We start from the raw sequence: 15,567 nt of genomic DNA, 5'->3' as shown, positions 1-15,567 counted from the left end.
CAATCAATTTTTTCGCTGGTCCCGTGCTGTGTTTCCGGCCCAACGCGTCGGAAAAGCTAGGCATACTTCGTCGCCTGTTTCAAGCAAGTGTGAGTGATCTGCACCAGCGTTGTGATCTGCCGGTGCGGTTCGGTCGCATGATTTCCCCTTCGCCGGACTCCAGGCCTCATTACTGCCGGCTCCGCAGGATCATCATCTGCACCCCTTCACCCTGTTCGATCCCATAGGGGCGGTGCCCTGCCGTCCGAACCGGGGCGGCAACGAGATCGACCGGCCCGCGAAAGGCCACGTAGAGAACCTCGCCCGATGCCATCGCGGCCAATTCCTCAAGCACGATGCCCGCAAGGGCCTCGTCAGTCTCTTCCTTGAGGTCGAGGTAGCGCGCAGGCTCGGGCCAATCGAGCGGGTCTGCCGGATCGGGCTGGCGGAGTGATCTCGGTGTAAACGTGACGCGCCACTCCTCCGGTCCGGACTGGACGACGTCGGCCGTAAAGCCTTTTTCGTCCATCACCTTGAGCAGGGGCGCCGGCTTGAATGGCGCCACCAGAACCAGCCCCTGGCCAGGCGTCAGCGTCCTGACGGCCGCCATGATCGCGCCAAACGGCTCTCCCCCTGCGGCCAGCATTGGCCGAACATCGATCTCGACCCGATCAACCTCACTCATCGCCGTCTCGGCGCCTGATAGCCCGCATGGCCGAAACACGAAATTTGACCGGCTGGGCCATCTCAACCAAATGCCAATTCAACCAGGCCTGCTCGATGGCACCCGCATCGGCGCCATATCGCCGCAGCACTGCCGCCATCCAAGGCACGATAAGCCTGCTCGTGACGCCCCGCTGGCCGCAAAGCAGCGACACCACCCGCGCCTCAAATGGGGTGAGCGGCGCATCATCATCCAGCGTCAGGAGCCGCGACAAGGTGCGCTCGATCAGGGCCCAGTCTCCCCCACCGATATGGGTCAGCACATTGTTGAAGTGGGGGTGGTGCCGCACCTCCATGACCAGCAGCTCCGCCAGTTGCGTGGGGTCGAGAAGGCCCGTCGGCGCGGTCCGCTCTTGCGCGAGCTTTGGTGTCCAATGTTGCACGGCAGGTCCTGCGAACGAATAGGTGCTCGCCTCACCATAGTGTCAAAGCCGAGGGCGACTTTGCGCTAGATCAAACTCGGTCCGCCCTTTAGGGCGCCACCTCGATTTCCCCGTGGAGCTTGACAAGTTGGAAGTCGGTAACCCGCACTTCCACCTGCACCGTCCAGAGCCCAGCCAGCGGCAAGACGACATCGCTCGCCTCCCATGTCCCCGCCGGCGTCAGGGCGGCGGGCCGTGTTGTGGGCGCCACCTCGCCAGAGCTTGGCGTCAGGACGAAACGGACGGACTTTGCGCCGAGCGCCTCGCCGCCCTCCCCAGTGAGCGTCGCGCTCAGGCGGCTGGTTCCCACTGTGGCGGGCGAGACCGTGACGTTCGCCTCCACATCGTCTCCCATCAAATGAAGGGACGCGCTCTGGGTTTCACTCACCTCGGCTAGGGCACGGGGCGGTGGCGTAAATCGCCAGCCCGAGACCAGCCCGAAAATGAGCAGGATCAGGATGATTTCGGCGCCGATGCCGCGGCGCATGTGACGGATCGCCCGGGGTTCGCCCGCAACCGCGGGTGCCGTCAACACCCATCGGTTCCAGCTCGCGATGGCGAACAGGACCACGAGCAGGCTGAGCTTGGCGCCAAGAATGAGCCCGTAGCCCGAAAGCCAGGCGGGCCCCGGCCATCCCATCTGAACCACGGCCAGAATGCAGCCCGAGACCACCAGGGGAACGATCGCGTAGGGGATTGCATGCGAGAACCGGACCAGCGGCCGCACGGCGTCCGCGTGCCGCTGCCGCAGAAGCAGGATCAGCGGCAACAGCGCGCCGATCCACCAGGCGATGCAGACCATGTGCACGAAGAGAGCGGGCTTCATCAGCCATTGCGGGTGCGCGGCACTGGCGTGTCCACTAAGGCACACGGCCAGCCCGACGAGCAGGATGGCGACGACGCCCGCCGGCCCGGCGACAGCCGCTGACCGCGCATTCAACCCAAAGACCGACACCACCAAGGCCAGAAGCGCGACAAGGCTGGTTTGTCCATAGACGGTCGACAACCCCGCCTGCCACACTCCGGTGCTGGTCAGACCAAGGAGCCCACCGCCGGTCACATCGAGCCCCTGAAGGCCGATGACCAGCGTCGCGGCGGCGATGCCAGCGACGGTCGCCGCCATGCTGAACCGCCGGGCGGCGGCCGGCAGCACAGGAGACAGGCTGCGAAACGCCGCGCCGCCTGCTCCGAAGAACAGGCCAACAAACAGCACGATGCGCACCGACCAGAGCAGCGGCGCCACCTCCGGATGACTTGGTGCGGTCAGGCTTGTGGCTGCGCCGGCCTGCACCACGCCGATGGAGAAGACGGTGGTCCCGGCGACGGGATGCCCATCTCCGGAGACAGCACGCCAGCTCAGGACATGTGTTCCTGTGCCAAGGCCGGGCGGCAGCTCTAGGCTGACCTCACTATCCGCCGACGCAGGCAGGTCGATCTCGCTCGCTTTCCCCGCCGGCAGGATCAGGCTTGCGGCGAGCGGGCTCACCGGTTCGTTGAAGCGGAGGACAACCGCGGAAGGAGCTTTTTCGAGAACAGCGCCATCGGGGGGACTGGTGCCGACCAGCGCGGCGTGGGCAAGCACAGGTAGCGCGCCGGCGATCAGCAGAAGAGCCGCGCCAAGTAGGAGGGTCATCAGGCGACGCAAATGGGTATTCCCGCAAAGGATGCGCCCCGGGCATCACCCGACGCGCATCCTGGTTCAGTGGTGGTGTTCGCCCGTCTCTTGGGCAGGTGACAACGTCACGGACGGTGCGGGGAACTCCGCCTCCTCGTCTCCGGAGGTGTCGATCCAGGCATCCTCGGCGTCGCCGCAGGTCTGGATGACGGGGAAGTAGAACGGCTCCTCCGTGGACACATCAGGACCGAACGTGCCGCGGAAGACGAATTCGTCGAAATAGGCGTTCGGCAACTCCCCGCCGGACCACGAGATTTCCGTCACCCCTTCCTCGAGCACCGAACCGTGGTTCGAGAACGGCTTCTCGTATTTTCCGGTCACCGTCTCCAAAGTCCAGCCGGCCTTGGGCATCGGCTTGACGTTGTAGAAGCCTTCCGGGATCTGGATGCGCACGGCCGTTGTCGCCGCATCCCCACAGCCGTGGCCGACCACCAGCGTGGCGCGATAGGAGCCGCCCGGCTGCGAGGCCTTGTCCTGCAGCGTGATGTGCGCAGAAGCCGGAAGCACAGCAGCAAAAAGGAGCGCCGAACTCACGGCGGCTAAGGTCAATGTCTTCATGATATTTCCCGCAATAATCTGTCTGATCCTAATGGTGATGACCGCCAGAGACATCCACTGTAAACGGCACAGTCTGAACCTCGCCACCCCCGATGAATTCGATCCAAAGGGCATAGACACCTTCCGCTGGCGGGGTGACATGCACGCTCATCTCTGGGGAAACGGCGCCGGCTTCCCCGGAGCCCGTCGCGTGGTCCATGCCACTCATGTCGTGCGACGCATCAGCGGAATTGACGTCATCCTCGCTCGCCGGCATGTCCGTCGACATTCCTTCCATCCCCTGATGATCCTCGCTCATGGCCTTATCATGGGTTTCGTGGCCAGCCGTGCCGCCGTGATCGTCCCCATGAGCCATGGTTTGCGCGCCATTGGCCATGGCATGGGCGTGCACATAAGCCAGATCTTCGGCGCGTACGAAGACGGCGTGGGCAGCAACGCCAAGGTAGGGCTCGATATCGGTCGCAGGTTTCCCATCCTTTTCTACCGACAGCGAGATTATGCCCTCTTCTCCCGCGGTCAAGCCCGAGGAATCGAGGGTGACCGTATAGGCGTTGGAGGAGGACTGGCGGGAGTGGTCTTCGCCTGTTTTCAGGGCCTCGGCGCGCTGCTCTCCGCTCAAAGCCGGCTGGGCCTCGCCCACCTCGACGTCGAAACGAAGGACTTGCTGGCCTTTTCCGCTGGGAACGGCGTCGGTGAAAATGTGGTAGAGCCCGGGATGAGGAAAGCTCAGTTCACTGGCGAAGGTGCCATCCTCAGCCGCATGCTCGACATGGCGATGCACCAGCGTCGTCAGGGCGTCATCCACCGCAAGGATGTGCAGTTCCTGCGTCAGTTCGACATCGAACCGGTCGATCCGCTCACTGGTCCCCTTGTCGGCGAAAACGAGTTCAAGACCGCGCGAGAGCGGACCTGTCTCGGTCACCGTCATCTCGCCGCTTACTGCCTCTTCGGCGCCCGGCAGGGCGAAGACGCCCTCTACCGTTTCCGCGTAGGCCGGCGACATCAAGGCTGTCGAAACCAGCAGGGTGGCCAGTGCGAGGGACGGAGGGATGGCGGAGTGTCGGGTCAGGGTCACGGATCATTCTCCTTGATAGTGATGCTAAGGCCCGCCGGCGGTACCGGCGGGCCATGGTCTTTTCAGGTCAGTGACCCGAAGCCGACGGATCAGGTGGCTCGCCGATGGCTTCGTAGATGTCCGGACGCTCGTCGCCCTCCACAATCAGGTAGCCGGCAAGGCCCCGCTCGGCACGCGACAGAGCGTGGTCCACAAGAACGTAGCGGCCAGGGACTTCGCACTTGAACTCGACGATGCAAGCGCCGCCTGCAGGAACCGAGACCGTCTGGACGTCCGTCAACGGGGGGCTGGTGAGCGAGGCCGCATTGTAGACGCGGTCGAAGATTTCCCCGATCACATGGAAGGAGGAGGTGAAGTTCGGGCCACCTACGCCGAAGAAGATGCGGACCGTCTCCCCAACGTTCGCCTTGAGCGGGAAGTGGTCGGTCAGTGCGCCGACGTGGCCGTTGAATACGAAGTATTCCGGGCGTTCGTTGATCAGCTTGTCATAGCTTTCATTCAACAGCCCGGGCGTGCCAAAGGGCTCCTCGGTATAGATTTCCCCCTGCATCACGTAGAACTCGCGATCCACTTCCGGCAGGCCGTCTTCCGGCTCGACCAGAATAAGGCCGTACATGCCTGCTGCCAGGTGCATGGCCACCGGCGGCACGGCGCAGTGGTAGACGTAGAGACCCGGGTTCAGTGCCTTGAACCGGAAGGCATGTTCCTCGCCAGGCATGGAGGTGGTAAGGACAGCGCCGCCACCCGGGCCGGTGCAGGCATGAAAGTCCACATTGTGGGCCATCCAGCTGTCGGCGTTGTTCTTGAGATAGCACTCGACGGTGTCCCCAACCCGGACGCGAACAAAAGGTCCCGGGACGCGAGCGTTGAACGTCCAGTAGCGGAACACGCTTTCGCCGCCCAGATGCGCCTCGAGTTCCACCGTTTCCAGGTCCACCCGGACCGTCTTGGGCTCGCGGCGTGTGATGGGGGGCGGAAGGTCGGCGGGATCATGCGCAATGTCCGCGTGCTCCGGCATCTGCGGATTGATCTGGTAAAGGCGCGCACTGCCGCTCGGGGTGCTGGCAGAGTGCGACATCGTGTGCTCCCCGCCCATTGTTTGCGCCTGCGCCTGAGCCGCCTGGAGAGTCACGGCTCCCAAGGCCAGCCCCGCGGAGCCCGTGAGCAGGCTCCGCCGGCTGACGCCCGAGGGAGTGCGTTTGCCGCCCGCGTCTGCGGTCGGGGTCTGTTCAGTCTTGGACATGCTGTATCTCCAGCTAGGGACCGGTGGACCGAGGGACGGCTGCCTGCGTTGTCACGGCCGCCCCCCGAAAAGGTTTTACTCAGTAGTCTTGGCGTCGGCTTCCGCAATCAATTCGGCCATGCGGGTCTTGGCCTTGCCCGGCAGCTTCTGCACCGCGGCGTCGTCGAGCGGTTCGGGGTCGTCACCGACCTGGATCAGCCCGACCATGCCCATGGCGACATGGGGGAGGCACTTGTAGGCATAGAAGCCTTCTTCATCGAAGGTGACGGTGATTTCCTGGCTTATCTTGCCTTTCCAGGCTTCCGCTTCCTCGGGAATGATGACGCTTTCTGAATTGTGACCCTTGTCCGTCGGGACGAAGGTCACCGTGTCACCCGGAGCGATCTTGAGGAACGCGGGTTCGAACTGCATCGGCCTCCCTTCGGAGTCCTTGTTGAGCATCTGCACCTGGTGGTCTTCTGCCATCGCGGGGACAGTCATCATGGCAGCTACGGCGGCAGAAGTAATCAGAGCAACGGTCTTCATGGAGTGGTCCTTCTTTTTGCGGCCGCTCACGAAATGTGGCACGAACCTAGGCGACGTCGTGGCGGCCTTCCTTGCGCTAGATCAAATGATCCAGTTCAAATTGAGTTTCGTCAACTCACCTGCCATCCAGTCTGGCCCACCGGGCGAAAGTTTCGCCGCTGTGTCTGGCACTGCCATTTGCTGAAGAGCGTCAGGGCCGCCACGGCAGCAGCCGGCCTGGAGGCCCGAGCGCCCAGGTCCGGGCGTGACAGGCCAGCGAGAGGAGCGGCCGTCCGCATCGCGCACTGGGGCGTAGGCTGCTGCGACCGGCAGAAACTGGAGGCCGCTCGTTGACGTGGCGGAGCATCGAATGAGGCGCTGCATGGGCGACTTCAGAAGTGGCTCACGAGCGCACCACTGGCGCCCCGCCTCCGCGGATTCTCGCTACCGGAACATCTGGATGAATGGTGGGTGCGACAGGGATTGAACCTGTGACCCCTGCCGTGTGAAGGCAGTGCTCTCCCGCTGAGCTACGCACCCGCTGCCAATGGGCAGGGAAAAAGAAGAGATGGTGGGCGTGACAAGGATCGAACTTGTGACCCCTACGATGTCAACGTAGTGCTCTCCCGCTGAGCTACACGCCCATCTCTCCGGGTCGGAGCGTCTTGCGGCGCTTCCGGTGGCGCGGATAGACCACAAATGCTCTGGCGCGGTCAAGGGGCTTTGGGCGCCCCTGTGGATTTTTCGCCCTCGAGTTCAGGCCGCGAGCAGCCGCTCCACTTCGCTGACGAGGTCCTTGAGGTGGAACGGCTTGGAAAGCACCGAAGCATCGCGTGGGGCATCGCTGTCGGGGTTGAGAGCCACCGCCGCAAAACCGGTGATGAACATGACTTTCAGGTCCGGGTCGAGTTCGGTGGCGCGACGGGCGAGCTCGATCCCGTCCATCTCCGGCATGACGATATCGCTGAGCAGCAGGGAGAACGGCTCCTCACGCAGCCGCTCATATGCCGAAAGCCCGTTGTCGAAAGACACGACGTCATAACCCGCATTCTTGAGCGCGCGCGTCAAGAACTGGCGCATGTCGTTGTCGTCTTCGGCGAGCAGGATCCGCTTCATCCAAAACCCCTTGGTCTTCGGCACTGAGTCGCTAGTAGGGCTGATGTTTAGTCCACTTTGCGCGCCGCGCAACCGGCACGTCCGGCCGGAGCACCCTTCTCCCGCTTTTTCCGGGCGTTCAGTGACGATTGCGCGAAAAACTGGACATCTTGGCCACGGCGGGCGACACTTTGCTGACACAAATCACTCGGCGCACCAAAAGCGCCGCTCTGGGGAAACCTTCGTGCGGTCCGACTATTGGGATCAACCAGCCTTCGAGACGATCCGGCCACGCCGGATGGTCGCGCCGATCGTATTCAATTCGCCCCATTCCGGGCGCGTCTACCCGCCGCGTTTCCTGGCCATGACGAGGCTCGACCATCTGTCCATCCGGCAATCGGAAGACGCTTTCGTCGACGAACTGTTTGGCCGCGCGCCCCATCTCGGCGCCCCGCTCCTGCGCGCCCACTTTCCGCGGGCCTACCTGGACGTCAACCGCGAGCCCTGGGAACTCGACCCCACGATGTTCCTCGAGCCGCTGTCGGACCGGTTCAACACCACGTCTCCACGCGTCGCCGCCGGCCTGGGTACGCTGGCGCGCGTCGTGGCAGAAAACAAGCCCATCTATCGCGAGCGGCTGACGCTCGAGGATGCGCGCATGCGCATTGAGGGCATCTATCAGCCCTACCACGACGCGCTGCAGAAACTGCTCAGCGAGTCGGTGACCGCGTTCGGCGTCGCCTTGCTGGTCGATTGCCATTCCATGCCCCGTATCGGCCGGCATGGGGAGCGCGCAACACCCGACATAGTGCTGGGTGACCGCTACGGCACGACTTGCGCGCCGGCCGTCGTCGACCTCGTGGAGACGATCTTCACCGCAGCGGGTCTTCGCGTCGCGCGCAACAGGCCCTATGCCGGCGGTTTTTGCACCCGGAGCTATGGCCGCCCGCACCACGGCGTGCATGCTCTCCAGATCGAGGTCAGCCGGCATCTCTACATGAACGAGGCGACGCTGGAAAAGAACGCGGGCTTCGAGCCACTGCGCCAACTGCTCGATAGGCTGATCGTCACCCTGATCGGACTGGACTTTTTCTCGTTCGCCGGCACGCCTTTGCCTGAAGTGGAGCAGGCGGCCGCGGAATAATAAAAAGGGGCTGTCCCCAAAGACAGCCCCAGTCAAGGGAGGAACGATGCGCGGTCCGCCGTTGCAGCTCTCGTCCCGCAAAGCAAGCCGCAATCATCATGCCCACTCTGGATGCGCCCATTTCCGGGCATGGGCAAGTCGGTGCGCACAGGCGCAATCCTTTCCTTTCCGCTTGTTGCAAAAATGGACCATGCCGTCCTCTCCAGCTTCCCCTGCCGCCTGCGACGCGATAGGACGGCGAACGCCCGCCTTCTTCCGAGACCGCCCTCATGACTGCCATAGACTTTATCCGCATCGAACAGACCCTGCTCGACGCCCTGGCGGCTGCAGCCGAACTGACCTTGCCGCTCTTTCGCACACCGCTATCGATCGACAACAAGCTGGAGTCCGGTTTTGACCCGGTCACGGAGGCCGACAAAGCCGCAGAGACCGCGATGCGCGAGGTCATTGCCGCCGCATTCCCCGACCATGCCATTCTTGGGGAGGAATGGGGCCGCACGGGCGATGGCAATCTGAGTTGGATCATCGACCCGGTGGATGGCACCCGCGCGTTCATCTCCGGCGCACCGGTATGGGGGACGCTGATCGGCTTTTCGGTCGACGGGGTAGCGGTCGCGGGCGCCATGGCCCAGCCCTTCATCGGCGAGACCTTCCTCGCCGTCCCGGGGCGCTCGACCTACCGCCGCGGCGCGGTGGAGTTGAGCAATCGCACAAGTGGCGAAACGGATTTGGGGCAGGCGCGTGTCTTCACGACCACCCCGACGCTTTTCGACACCCCTGCACTGGCCAGCAAATGGGAGGCCGTGGCTGCGGCGACGCGGCTACAGCGCTTCGGCATGGACTGCTACGGCTATGCCATGCTCGCTGCCGGCCATGCCGATCTCGTCATCGAGCCCTATCTCAACAGCTACGACATCGCCGCCCTCGTGCCGATCATCCGGGAGGCGGGCGGCGCCATCGCCTGTTGGGACGGCTCGGATCCAACGGGTGGGGGCGATGTGGTTGCGGCCGCCACGCCGGATTTGCTCGAGGCGGCGCTACAGCTGGTCAACCGCAGCTGACGGGCGGGTAGCAGCGCCGCTCAGGGCGACTGCTCGGTGATGAAGGCGTCGAACGCGGCAAGCACCTGTCCCCGGACCACATCGGTCTCCATGAAGAGCTCATGGCGGGCCGATGGAATGACGACATGATGTCCGGTCCGCAGCCGCAGGCCGAGCTGTTCGATGGTTGGCGTGGAAACGATGGTGTCGCGCGCCGCCGCAAGAATCAGCATGGGGATGCGCAACTGCGCGGCAAAGCGATCTTTCTCAGCATCAATCATGGCGCGAAAAGCCGTGCCGATCCAGCTGAAGGTGGGTGATCCGATGTAGAGCGACTGATCGGCCCGCAGGGTATGCACCATCCTGCGATACCGTCCTTCATCCGATGTCAGCGGATTGCCCTCAAACCCCGCCTCCTCGGGCTGACGGTCCTCTCGCCTGCTCATCGGCAGTCTGCCGAGCCCCAGGAAGGTGAGGATTTCCGCAAAGGCCGCGGGCCCGCCCAGCGTCCCTTCGCGATTGTAGAGGCCGACCATCGGGGCCGAGAGGAACATCCGGTCGAACATCATCCGGTCCCGGGCAGCAGCATAGAGACTGGCCAGGCCGCCCATGGAATGTCCGACCAGGTAGAAGGGAGGCGGGCAATCGGGCAGCAGGATGTCGGCGTGAAAGCACCGCAGGTCGGTCCAGTAGTCGTCGAACCGGTCCACATGCCCCAGATGCCGATTGCCGATCAGCCGGTCCGAGCCACCTTGGCCACGCCAGTCAAACGTCGCCACGGCAAAGCCGCGCGCCTGGAAGTCGGCGACGGTCTCGAAATACTTCTCGATGTATTCTGTGCGCCCCTGCACCAGGCAGACGGTGCCGCGCAACGGCGCCTTGGACTTGGGCCATAGGGCGTAGCGCAGACGCACCTTGTCCGAGGTGGTAAAATATCCCAGCCGCACACCCTCGGGCACGGGATTGCCGGGCGTGACGGCCAAGCGCGGTCCGGAGGGTTGGGCAGTAGCGGTCACATCGGGCCTCGTCGGTGGTGTGGCCGAACCCTAATCCAGAGCCGTAAACAAAGAAAAGCCAGCATCTCCGTTTCCGGACACGCTGGCCTCCCCTTTCTGCGCGGCCCCGTGCGGGGGGCGGATGACAGGGCCGACAGGGTCGTGGACACCGGGCAAGGCCCGCGTTCACATGTCCCCTTTTAGCCCGGCCCGTCTGACCCGCCCCTGAGCGCCCCGTTCATAGTGAGTTCATCAACGCGTCCAAAGCGTGTTTTCCCGCTGCACATTGTGCCTCTTGAACCGCTCAAAGCCCCACCTAAATAGTACTCGTCCGCCGGATTTCCGGGGGCGCCGGCCCTGCCGCCCACCGCTCGCCGCATCAGGGAGCCAAGCGCAGGCACCGGTCGATCCATCCACGTTGCTCAACGGAGAATGTGAAATGCAGACTGTCGATTTTTCCCCTTTCTATCGCTCTACCGTCGGCTTTGACCGGCTGTTCAACCGCCTCGATTCCCTGTCGAGCCAGGAAGCCAAGACTTACCCGCCCTACAACATCGAGCGCACCGGCGACGATGCCTACCGCATTTCCATCGCCGTAGCCGGGTTCTCCAACGGCGACATTGCCGTCGAAACCAAGGAAAACAGCCTCGTCGTCAAGGGTGCCAAGCCGGCCGAGACTGGTGAGAGCCAGCGCGAATTCCTCCATCGCGGCATTGCCGAGCGCGCCTTCGAGCTGCGCTTCCAGCTTGCCGACTATGTCGAGGTTCAGGGCGCAACCCTCGAAAACGGGCTGCTCCACCTGGAACTGAAGCGCGAACTTCCCGAGAGCAAGAAGCCCCGGACCATCCCCGTCAATGGCGGCACCGCCACCATCGAGGACAAGTCCGTCAACTAAGCTTTTTCCGGTCCATCGGAAAAGAAAGGGCGCGGTCGGCAAGGGCCGCGCCTTTTTTTTGCTTGCGCTATCCCAGCCACTTGAAGGGGCTGGTCAAGCGCCGTACGCCCTGACGTGCTGCGTCTGCTCGCCCAATCCTTCGATGCCGAGCCGCATCACATTGCCCGGCTTGAGCCACACCGGGTCAGGCTTGATCCCCATGCCGACGCCCGGTGGCGTGCCGGTGGTGATGATATCGCCCGGCTGCAAGCTCATGAATTGACTGACATAGGACACAACCTTGGCCACGCCGAAGATCATCGTCTTGGTGGAACCATCCTGATAGCGCTTGCCGTCGATCTCGAGCCACATCTTGAGGTTCTGCGGATCGGGCACTTCATCCTTGGTCACCATCCAGGGTCCGATAGGCCCGAAGGTGTCGGCGCCCTTGCCCTTGTCCCAGGTGCCCCCGCGCTCGGTTTGGAAGTGGCGCTCGGACACGTCGTTGCAGACGCAATAGCCGGCGACATAGTCCAGGGCATCGGCCTCTTCCACGTAGCGAGCCTCGGTCCCGATGACGATGGCGAGTTCGACTTCCCAGTCCGGCTTGATGGCGTTCTTGGGAATGATCACGTCGTCATTGGGGCCGATGATGGCGCTGGTGGCCTTCATGAAGATGATGGGTTCTTCTGGAATGGCGGCGCCCGTTTCGGCGGCGTGGTCGGCATAATTGAGGCCGATGCAGATGAATTTGCCCACATTGGCAACGCACGGCCCGACACGCTGCCCGTCCTCCAGTTTCGGCAGCGCCGTCATATCCGCAGCCCTGATCGTCTCGAGACCCATTGGGCCGAGCGTTTCCCCGCCAATGTCGGCGACGACGCCGGAAAGATCGCGGATGGAACCATCAGCGGCAAGAATGGCTGGCTTTTCGGCTCCTTTGGCGCCAACACGAAGCAGCTTCACGTTTTCATCTCCTCGTTGATTATTTAGGCGGCTTACGGCGCGGCCCCGACCGAGTCGAGGGCAGAGACCTGTTGAACCGTCCTGTTCAGGACGCGGACGGACGAATGATGCCCTTTTTCAGGATGATGTTGCCGTAGAGCCGACTCTCACCCGTCTGCACGATGGCGGCCGCATTGCGCGCCCGCTCGTAAAAAGCGAAGCGCTCGATGGTCGAGAACCCCATCCGGGGCTCATGGTGGCGGACGATCCGCTCGAATTCCTCGTAGATGCGCTCGCGCTGGTTCGGCGCATCCACCACCTGCATGCCGATCGCCGCTTCCTCGACGAATTCGTCTAGCGGCAGTACCGTCAGCACCGCATCGAGCACGTCCGTCACGCTGTGCCCGTCGAGACGAACCACATCGGGCCCTGCGAACTCCGCGGGATAGTTCGCGTCTACCAGCACGATTTCATCGCCATGCCCCATGGCCCGCAGGATGTAGAGCAGGTCGGGGCCGAGCAAGGGTGGAAGGGATTTGAGCATGTCGGATCTCTAGCCGAAGGGGAAATCGTTGGGGTCGTCCGCAAACTCTGCACCATCGGCAAACAGGTCCGGGTGCTCGCGCGCAAAGGCGAAGAGTTCGACCATCACCGCATCGATATGCGCGCGAATGGCGGCAATGGCCTGGGGCGCGTTGGCCGCCAGAATGCCATCGAAAATCGCCTGATGTTCGGCGATGGTGTGAGCCAGGCGGCGCGGGGTGATGATCAGCCGTCGCGCTCGATCGAGATTGGCGCGCACCTTGTCGATGATTGCCTTGACCCGCGTCAGGCGCATGGACCGGAAGATGATGTCGTGGAAATCGACGTCGATCTGATGGAAGGTTTCCGCGTCGTCACGCGCCGCTGCGTCGCGTTGCAGCGCCATGTTCGCGTGCAAGGCGGCGATCACATCCGCGTTGTGTTTGCCGATGAGCACCCGCAACGCCTCGCTCTCAAGCCCCTTGCGGATCAGCATGTATTCGCGAACGTCGCCGATCCGCACCAGCGACACCGTCGAGCCGCGCTGCGGCGCGATATCAACCAGCCCTTCCTCGGCCAATCGCGCCAGCGCTTCGCTGACCGGAAACCGCGACACGCCTAGCTGACTGCAGAGCGCGCTCTTGTCCAGAACTTGTCCCGGCGCCAGGGCCAGCGTCACAATGGCATGTCGCAGCATGTTGGTGACATCGATGGTCACGCTGCCACGCGCAAACGGGCCTGCGGTCGGGAGAAAATCATAGGAAGCGGCTTCCGTTTTCATGCTAACATGTTAGTTAAGGACGCAGTGAAAGACAATCTCGCCGTACCCCTGCTGGCTCCAATCCGGTGGGAAACGACAGTCCCCGGCGCAAGCCTCAAAGGCCCCGACAATGACCGAGACCATGACCCGCCCGATCGAGGGCAAAACGCTCCTGCTCAACGGCGCCGACAATGTTGCTGTTGCGCTCGCCAATCTCGAGGTCGGTTCGCCCACCCCGCAAGGCGTGAACATCCTTCGCCGGGTGCCCCGTGGCCATAAATTTGCTGTTCGCTCTATCGCCGCCGGTGAGCCGATCCTGAAGTTCGGACAGATCATCGGTTTCGCCAAGGAACCCATTGCGTCGGGCGACTGGGTGCACGAGCACAATTGCGGCATGGGCGGTCCAGACGGCACCCTCACCCATGATTATGCTTTCACCGAAGGGGCGGTGCCGGTCGATTTCCTGCCCCCGGAGCAGCGCGCAACCTTCGAGGGCTTTCGCCGCAAGAACGGTAGCGTCGGCACGCGCAACTACATCGGCATCCTCACCTCGGTGAACTGTTCGGCTACAGTTGCCAAGTTCGTCGCCGAGGCCGTCAACCGCTCTGGGATCCTGGACGACTATCCAGAAATCGACGGCGTCGTGCCCTTCGTCCACGGGACCGGCTGCGGCATGGAAAGTCGCGGCGAAGGCTTCGACATCTTGAAGCGGACGCAGTGGGGCTACACCTCAAATCCCAATCTCGGCGCGGCCCTGCTCGTTGGTCTGGGCTGCGAAGTATTCCAGATCGGGCGGATGAAGGAGCTCTATGGCATCGAGGAAGGCGAGACCTTCCAGACCATGACCATCCAGGAGCGTGGCGGCACCAGGAAAATGATCGAGTGGGGCGTTGAGAAGGTGAGGGAAATGCTGCCCGTCGCCGCTGCGGCCCGTCGCGAAACGGTGGATGCCAGCCACCTGACGCTGGCTCTGCAGTGCGGTGGATCCGATGGCTATTCCGGCATCACCGCCAACCCGGCCCTCGGCTACGCCGCCGATATCCTGGTGCGCAATGGCGGCACAGCCATCCTCTCGGAAACGCCTGAGATTTATGGCGCCGAGCACCTGCTGACGCGCCGCGCCATGACAAGCGAGGTGGGCGAAAAACTCATCGAGCGGATCCACTGGTGGGAAGACTACACCCGGCGCAACCGCGGCGAGATGAACAACAACCCCTCGCCGGGCAACAAGTTGGGCGGCCTCACCACCATCCTGGAAAAATCGCTCGGCGCCGCGGCGAAGGGCGGCACAACGCCGCTCACGGCGGTGTATGAATATGCCGAAAAGGTCACCGAGAGGGGTTTTGTCTTCATGGACACGCCCGGCTTCGACCCGGTTTCCGCCACCGGCCAAGTTGCGGGCGGCGCGAACGTGCTGTGCTTCACCACGGGCCGTGGCTCGGCCTATGGCTGCAAGCCCGTTCCCTCGATCAAGCTCGCCACCAATGCGGAGCTCTATGCCCGCATGACCGACGACATGGACATCAATTGCGGCGATATCGTCGAAGGGGTGTCCATCGAGGAGAAGGGCGAGGAAATCTTCAAAAAGATCCTGGCCGTCGCTTCAGGCGAGAAGACCAAGTCCGAAGAACTGGGCTATGGCGACAACGAGTTCGTCCCCTGGCAGGTCGGGGCAGTGATGTGAGCACTCAGCAGAAGACGGTCGACTTCCTGCTGGAACAGGCCTCCGCTGCCGGCACCATGTCGGCCCGCAAGATGTTCGGGGAATACGGCCTCTACTGTGACGGCAAAGTCATCGCCTTCGTCTGCGACGACCAGCTCTTCATCAAGCCGACGGCGGCCGGCCGCGCCTATCTTGGCACGGTGACCGAGGCGGAGGCCTATCCGGGCTCGAAGATGTACTTCCTCATCGAAGGCGACTGCTGGGATGATGCCGATTGGCTGGCCGGCTTGGTCAAGACAACTGCCGGCAATCTTCCGACGCCCAAGCCGAAGAAGCACAAGCAGACCTGA

General features: G+C 63.3%; 17 protein-coding genes and 2 tRNA genes. 5 read left to right on the top strand and 14 right to left on the bottom strand.

Going from position 1 to position 15,567, the window contains the following annotated elements; translation table 11 throughout:
- Positions 1-169 precede the first annotated feature (169 nt).
- From IC608_RS17300 to cpdR, 10 genes are all read right to left on the bottom strand, one after another.
- Complete coding sequence (locus IC608_RS17300; protein WP_191778111.1) at positions 170-664, bottom strand: DUF2249 domain-containing protein; 495 nt, start codon at positions 662-664, stop codon at positions 170-172.
- Positions 657-1,085 carry a hypothetical protein gene (locus IC608_RS17295; RefSeq protein ID WP_191778109.1) on the bottom strand — a complete coding sequence of 143 codons (429 nt, stop codon included), beginning with the start codon at positions 1,083-1,085 and terminating at the stop codon, positions 657-659. The genes IC608_RS17300 and IC608_RS17295 overlap by 8 nt, the downstream gene beginning before the upstream one ends.
- Before the next feature lie 88 nt (positions 1,086-1,173).
- Positions 1,174-2,757, bottom strand: coding sequence for a copper resistance protein CopC (locus IC608_RS17290; RefSeq protein ID WP_191778107.1), 1,584 nt, complete (start codon positions 2,755-2,757; stop codon positions 1,174-1,176).
- Positions 2,758-2,823: 66 nt separating this feature from the next.
- On the bottom strand, positions 2,824-3,357 hold the full coding sequence (locus tag IC608_RS17285) for a YcnI family copper-binding membrane protein (protein WP_191778106.1): 534 nt from the start codon (positions 3,355-3,357) through the stop codon (positions 2,824-2,826).
- Positions 3,358-3,385: 28 nt separating this feature from the next.
- A complete protein-coding gene (locus IC608_RS17280; protein ID WP_191778104.1) occupies positions 3,386-4,432 on the bottom strand; it encodes a hypothetical protein in 1,047 nt (348 codons plus the stop codon).
- Between the two features lie 67 nt (positions 4,433-4,499).
- Positions 4,500-5,675 carry a copper-containing nitrite reductase gene (gene nirK / locus IC608_RS17275; protein ID WP_191778102.1) on the bottom strand — a complete coding sequence of 392 codons (1,176 nt, stop codon included), beginning with the start codon at positions 5,673-5,675 and terminating at the stop codon, positions 4,500-4,502.
- Positions 5,676-5,750: 75 nt separating this feature from the next.
- Positions 5,751-6,200 carry a pseudoazurin gene (locus IC608_RS17270; RefSeq protein WP_191778100.1) on the bottom strand — a complete coding sequence of 150 codons (450 nt, stop codon included), beginning with the start codon at positions 6,198-6,200 and terminating at the stop codon, positions 5,751-5,753.
- Between the two features lie 444 nt (positions 6,201-6,644).
- Positions 6,645-6,719, bottom strand: a tRNA-Val gene (locus IC608_RS17265).
- 29 nt (positions 6,720-6,748) lie between these two features.
- Positions 6,749-6,823, bottom strand: a tRNA-Val gene (locus IC608_RS17260).
- Positions 6,824-6,935: 112 nt separating this feature from the next.
- On the bottom strand, positions 6,936-7,295 hold the full coding sequence (gene cpdR / locus IC608_RS17255) for a cell cycle two-component system response regulator CpdR (RefSeq protein WP_191778098.1): 360 nt from the start codon (positions 7,293-7,295) through the stop codon (positions 6,936-6,938).
- 223 nt (positions 7,296-7,518) lie between these two features.
- Between cpdR and IC608_RS17250 the strand changes: the two genes are divergently transcribed.
- On the top strand, positions 7,519-8,418 hold the full coding sequence (locus IC608_RS17250) for an N-formylglutamate amidohydrolase (protein WP_345890922.1): 900 nt from the start codon (positions 7,519-7,521) through the stop codon (positions 8,416-8,418).
- A gap of 269 nt (positions 8,419-8,687) precedes the next feature.
- Positions 8,688-9,479 carry an inositol monophosphatase family protein gene (locus tag IC608_RS17245; protein ID WP_191778096.1) on the top strand — a complete coding sequence of 264 codons (792 nt, stop codon included), beginning with the start codon at positions 8,688-8,690 and terminating at the stop codon, positions 9,477-9,479.
- Positions 9,480-9,499: 20 nt separating this feature from the next.
- On the opposite strand, the gene IC608_RS17240 is transcribed toward IC608_RS17245, so the two are convergent.
- Positions 9,500-10,474, bottom strand: a complete 975-nt coding sequence (locus IC608_RS17240; RefSeq protein ID WP_191778094.1) for an alpha/beta fold hydrolase — start codon at positions 10,472-10,474, stop codon at positions 9,500-9,502.
- 418 nt (positions 10,475-10,892) lie between these two features.
- On the opposite strand from IC608_RS17240, the gene IC608_RS17235 reads away from it, so the two are divergent.
- Positions 10,893-11,348, top strand: coding sequence for an Hsp20 family protein (locus tag IC608_RS17235; RefSeq protein WP_191778092.1), 456 nt, complete (start codon positions 10,893-10,895; stop codon positions 11,346-11,348).
- 93 nt (positions 11,349-11,441) lie between these two features.
- Here the strand turns inward: IC608_RS17235 and IC608_RS17230 are convergent, their stop codons facing one another.
- The 3 genes from IC608_RS17230 to IC608_RS17220 form a co-directional block, all read right to left on the bottom strand.
- Positions 11,442-12,293, bottom strand: a complete 852-nt coding sequence (locus IC608_RS17230) for a fumarylacetoacetate hydrolase family protein (RefSeq protein WP_191778090.1) — start codon at positions 12,291-12,293, stop codon at positions 11,442-11,444.
- An 85-nt stretch (positions 12,294-12,378) separates the two neighbouring features.
- A complete protein-coding gene (locus IC608_RS17225; RefSeq protein ID WP_191778088.1) occupies positions 12,379-12,816 on the bottom strand; it encodes an RbsD/FucU family protein in 438 nt (145 codons plus the stop codon).
- Positions 12,817-12,825: 9 nt separating this feature from the next.
- On the bottom strand, positions 12,826-13,575 hold the full coding sequence (locus tag IC608_RS17220; RefSeq protein ID WP_191778086.1) for a GntR family transcriptional regulator: 750 nt from the start codon (positions 13,573-13,575) through the stop codon (positions 12,826-12,828).
- A gap of 109 nt (positions 13,576-13,684) precedes the next feature.
- On the opposite strand from IC608_RS17220, the gene IC608_RS17215 reads away from it, so the two are divergent.
- Together IC608_RS17215 and IC608_RS17210 are read left to right on the top strand one after the other, a co-directional pair.
- Positions 13,685-15,238: a UxaA family hydrolase gene (locus IC608_RS17215; protein ID WP_248306478.1), complete on the top strand. Its 1,554-nt coding sequence runs from the start codon at positions 13,685-13,687 to the stop codon at positions 15,236-15,238.
- Positions 15,235-15,567: a TfoX/Sxy family protein gene (locus IC608_RS17210; protein ID WP_191778084.1), complete on the top strand. Its 333-nt coding sequence runs from the start codon at positions 15,235-15,237 to the stop codon at positions 15,565-15,567. The genes IC608_RS17215 and IC608_RS17210 overlap by 4 nt, the downstream gene beginning before the upstream one ends.

This window comes from Devosia oryzisoli (genome assembly GCF_014837245.1).
GTDB lineage: Bacteria > Pseudomonadota > Alphaproteobacteria > Rhizobiales > Devosiaceae > Devosia > Devosia oryzisoli.
Note: the sequence above shows the minus strand (reverse complement) of the source record. Positions and strands in the feature narration are given on the sequence as shown.

What these genes read in the sequence shown, in the direction of transcription:
- IC608_RS17300 (WP_191778111.1), bottom strand. Translation starts at nt 664, where the DNA reads ATGAGTGAGGTTGATCGGGTCGAGATCGATGTTCGGCCAATGCTGGCC.
- IC608_RS17290 (WP_191778107.1), bottom strand. Translation starts at nt 2,757, where the DNA reads ATGACCCTCCTACTTGGCGCGGCTCTTCTGCTGATCGCCGGCGCGCTA.
- IC608_RS17285 (WP_191778106.1), bottom strand. Translation starts at nt 3,357, where the DNA reads ATGAAGACATTGACCTTAGCCGCCGTGAGTTCGGCGCTCCTTTTTGCT.
- nirK (WP_191778102.1), bottom strand. Translation starts at nt 5,675, where the DNA reads ATGTCCAAGACTGAACAGACCCCGACCGCAGACGCGGGCGGCAAACGC.
- IC608_RS17270 (WP_191778100.1), bottom strand. Translation starts at nt 6,200, where the DNA reads ATGAAGACCGTTGCTCTGATTACTTCTGCCGCCGTAGCTGCCATGATG.
- cpdR (WP_191778098.1), bottom strand. Translation starts at nt 7,295, where the DNA reads ATGAAGCGGATCCTGCTCGCCGAAGACGACAACGACATGCGCCAGTTC.
- IC608_RS17245 (WP_191778096.1), top strand. Translation starts at nt 8,688, where the DNA reads ATGACTGCCATAGACTTTATCCGCATCGAACAGACCCTGCTCGACGCC.
- IC608_RS17235 (WP_191778092.1), top strand. Translation starts at nt 10,893, where the DNA reads ATGCAGACTGTCGATTTTTCCCCTTTCTATCGCTCTACCGTCGGCTTT.
- IC608_RS17225 (WP_191778088.1), bottom strand. Translation starts at nt 12,816, where the DNA reads ATGCTCAAATCCCTTCCACCCTTGCTCGGCCCCGACCTGCTCTACATC.
- IC608_RS17220 (WP_191778086.1), bottom strand. Translation starts at nt 13,575, where the DNA reads ATGAAAACGGAAGCCGCTTCCTATGATTTTCTCCCGACCGCAGGCCCG.
- IC608_RS17215 (WP_248306478.1), top strand. Translation starts at nt 13,685, where the DNA reads ATGACCGAGACCATGACCCGCCCGATCGAGGGCAAAACGCTCCTGCTC.